Below are 3,356 nucleotides of genomic sequence, written 5' to 3'. Positions count from 1 at the left end.
AATCCAGCGACCGTCGACGTAGCAGGTCGACTTGAACAGAACGGGTGTCCGTAATAACTTCGTATAGCATACATTATACGAAGTTATACGAGCATAACTTCGTATAGCATACATTATACGAAGTTATACGATTCCGCTGATCGGCGTGCTCGCGATGATGGTGCTGCTGCCGTTCGCCGGCTGGCTGTCGGACCGCGTCGGTCGCAAAACGATGTGGTGGTTCTCGCTCGTCGGGCTGTTCGTCGCGGCCGTGCCGATGTTCACGCTGATGACGCACGGCCCGCTCGGCGCGTTCATCGGCTTCGCGGTGCTCGGCGTGCTCTACGTGCCGCAGCTCGCCACCATTTCCGCGATGTTCCCGGCGATGTTCCCGACCCACGTCCGCTATGCGGGCATGGCGATCGCGTACAACGTGTCGACGTCGCTGTTCGGCGGCACCGCGCCGATCGTCAACGACTGGCTGATCGGCAAGACCGGCAACGCGCTGGTTCCCGCGTACTACATGATGGCTGCGTGCGCGGTCGGGCTGGTCGCGCTGCTGGCGGTGATCGAGACGCGCGGGTGTTCGCTGCGCGGGGAAGCCGTGCCGGGACAACCGGGTTGACGCATTCGCGAAGGATCGCCTCCGGCTTCCCATAAGCGACAACCTTCATCGCCCGCCTTCCGGAAACGGAGGCGGGCGATGTTCGTTTCGGGAGGGGTCGACGGCCGCCGCGGTTCTGATGCGCTTCGGCCAGAAGCAGTCATTCGCCGTCGACGGAATTGACGGCTGTTGGCTCGCCCGAATCTGGCAGGAATGCGAAGCATTTGGCCACTATTGGTTTTCGCGTCGGCCGTATCTTCAAGCCGCCGGGATCGCGGTTTCGGCTCCGCCAGATGTGCCGGTCCGAGGTTCGCGAGTGCGTGCGCCTGAATCGATGCGGCTTGACCGTTGGGGGCGTCAGCGCCGAATGACTGTCCGACGACCACGGGCGAGAGGCCAATCCAGAGTCTCGGCGCAGACCTTATTCGGTCGAATCGAAATCCTCTTCTCTTGCATTCAGGATGCCGCTCAGCGTGAGCAGACCCGCGTCGAGTTGGTCCATCGTGGGTGCGGCAAGCGCAAGCCTGACGGCGTTCGGCGCATGGCCGGGCGCGGCGGCAAAGGTGGTCGAGGGCGTCAACGCGATGTCTCGTCGGGCTGCCGCTGCGACCAACGCCTGCGAGCGCCAATGGGCCGGCAGCGTCAACCACAGATGAAAGCATTTGCCGTTCGTCTGAATGTCGAAATCCGACAGACGGTCGGCGGCCAGCTTCTGACGGGCCACCGCATCGATGCGTTTCAGTCGGGCGAGTTCGGCAACCGTACCGTCGCTCATCAATCGCTGCGCGGCGGCAAATGCAAATCCCGATGCCGTCCATCCCCCCGAGCGCACCGACGCCATCACGGTTTCACGCAACCGATGCGGCGACACGATGAATCCGAGCGTCAACCCCGGCGCCACCTTCTTCGACAGGCTGTCGATCACGATGCAATTGTCCGGTGAGAGGGCGGCAAGCGGCGGTTGGTCGTCGAGGAAGCCGTACACGTTGTCCTCGATGACAGGAATGCCGAGCTTTTCCACGACGCGCAACAGATCTTCCCGTCGCGCGGCATTCATCGTCATGCCCAACGGATTCTGGATGGCAGGCTGAATGTAGATCGCCGAAAGATTCGCATCCCGGTGCGCCTTGAGTACGGCGTCGGGGCGCACGCCGCCTTCGTCCATCGCGAGCGGGACCAGCGTGATACCGAGGCGAGCCGCGATGCCCTTGATGAACGGGTAGGTCAAGGTTTCGACGCCGCAGCGGCCGCCCGTCGGAACAATGGCGCCAACCGCGGCGGCAATGCTCTGTCGTCCGTTCCCCGTGAAGACCAGCTGCTCGGGAGAAGGCGCCCAACCATTGCCCGCCAGACATGCGGCGGAGACGTTCCTGAGAGCGGGCGTCCCACTGCTGGTTGCCTGACCCAGGGCGCTCGCGAGCTCCGCAACGCTTTCGAGCCCGCTCAGGCTTCTCGCGATGAGTGTCGTCTGGTCGGGAAGTATCGGGTAATTGAACTCCAGATCGATCCGAACATCACGCGGCTCACCCGGCGCCGCTGCGCCGCGCCTTGCGTCGCCCGAAACGAACGTTCCCCGCCCGACCTCGCCGACGACGAGCCCTCGCCGCAACAACTCTGCATAGACCCTGCTGGCCGTCGACACGGCGATCTTTCGCTGGTCCGCGAAATTGCGCTGTGGCGGAAGCCGGTCGCCCGGCCTCAGCGTTCCGTCAGCAATGTCTGCGGCGATCGTGTCGGCCAACTTCAGGTATTCGGACTTTGACATTCAATGCACCGAGTTCAATATATATTGCACCGAGATCAATGTTTTGATTGTACCGAGCTTGACGCCGGTGCATTCTGTCTTCATCGCCCGATTGTATCGGGATTACCCAGCTTCCACGGCCAATATGCATGCGCCTCGTTTCGACGAAATCCACGCAGCGCCGAATTGTCCTCGGAGCATTCATGGAGACGCAATATGCCTTTCACCGCTTCGATGACCGCCCACCCTGTGTCTGCGAGAAGGACGACGGGGCCTTCACGCCTGTTGGGCGTGTGTGACGTCGACCGCGCGAGGTCATCGTGATGATTTCGTCGACCGGAATGGATCTGCAACTGACCCTCATCACGATACTGATCGCCTTCGCGGGTGTGTTCCTGATCTCGTTCATGAAAGGGGCCTTCGGCGGCGGCTTTTCGATCGTCGGCATTCCGTTGCTGTCGTTGGTGATGGATCCGGTGACCGCGGGCGGAATGCTCGCACCGCTGTTCATCGCAATGGATCTGTTCGCACTGCGCTACTGGAAACCTTCGACATGGTCGAAGCCGGACCTGATGCTGCTTTTGCCGGGACTCGTGACGGGCATCGGCGTCGGCTATCTGACGTTCCGGCTCCTCGACCACCGCGCGATCGCGATCGTGATGGCGGCGATCACGCTGATCTTCGTCGGACTGTGGTGGGTCGGAGGCGCAGCATTGACGGTCCGTCCGCGTTCCACGCCGAAGGCGATCACAGCGGGCCTTGCCTCCGGCGTGACCACGATGGTCGCGCATTCGGGCGGCCCGCCTCTTGCCATGTATCTGCTGCCGCTCGGCCTCGGCAAGGAAGTCTATGCGGGGACGACAAGCATGTTCTTTACCGTGGGTAACGCGACCAAGGCAGTGCCATGGCTGCTGCTGGCCAGGCCGACGGGCAATGTCTGGATCGTGATGATGGTCTGCCTGTGTGCCATTCCCGCTGGTGTCGTCGCCGGTTGGCGGCTCCACGCGAAACTGGATCAACGCCAGGTTT

The 3,356-nt window shown here is 62.4% G+C and carries 2 protein-coding genes and 1 pseudogene; 2 read left to right on the top strand and 1 reads right to left on the bottom strand.

Features of this window, described 5'->3' with window-relative positions:
* Positions 1-121: 121 nt before the first annotated feature.
* Positions 122-604 (top strand): annotated as a pseudogene (locus JMF90_RS30095) (MFS transporter); the annotation flags it as partial.
* Positions 605-1,004: 400 nt separating this feature from the next.
* On the opposite strand, the gene JMF90_RS30090 reads toward JMF90_RS30095, so the two are convergent.
* Positions 1,005-2,348, bottom strand: coding sequence for a PLP-dependent aminotransferase family protein (locus JMF90_RS30090; protein ID WP_011549332.1), 1,344 nt, complete (start codon positions 2,346-2,348; stop codon positions 1,005-1,007).
* A 302-nt stretch (positions 2,349-2,650) separates the two neighbouring features.
* On the opposite strand from JMF90_RS30090, the gene JMF90_RS30085 reads away from it, so the two are divergent.
* Positions 2,651-3,356: sulfite exporter TauE/SafE family protein (locus JMF90_RS30085; RefSeq protein WP_201325809.1), on the top strand; the 706-nt coding region annotated here is incomplete at its 3' end.

The organism is Burkholderia sp. E168m23, assembly GCF_016586125.1.
GTDB lineage: Bacteria > Pseudomonadota > Gammaproteobacteria > Burkholderiales > Burkholderiaceae > Burkholderia > Burkholderia orbicola.
Note: the sequence above shows the minus strand (reverse complement) of the source record. Positions and strands in the feature narration are given on the sequence as shown.

Bases quoted from the DNA above. Each gene is read 5' to 3' on its own strand.
- JMF90_RS30090 (WP_011549332.1), bottom strand. From the start codon at position 2,348: ATGTCAAAGTCCGAATACCTGAAGTTGGCCGACACGATCGCCGCAGAC.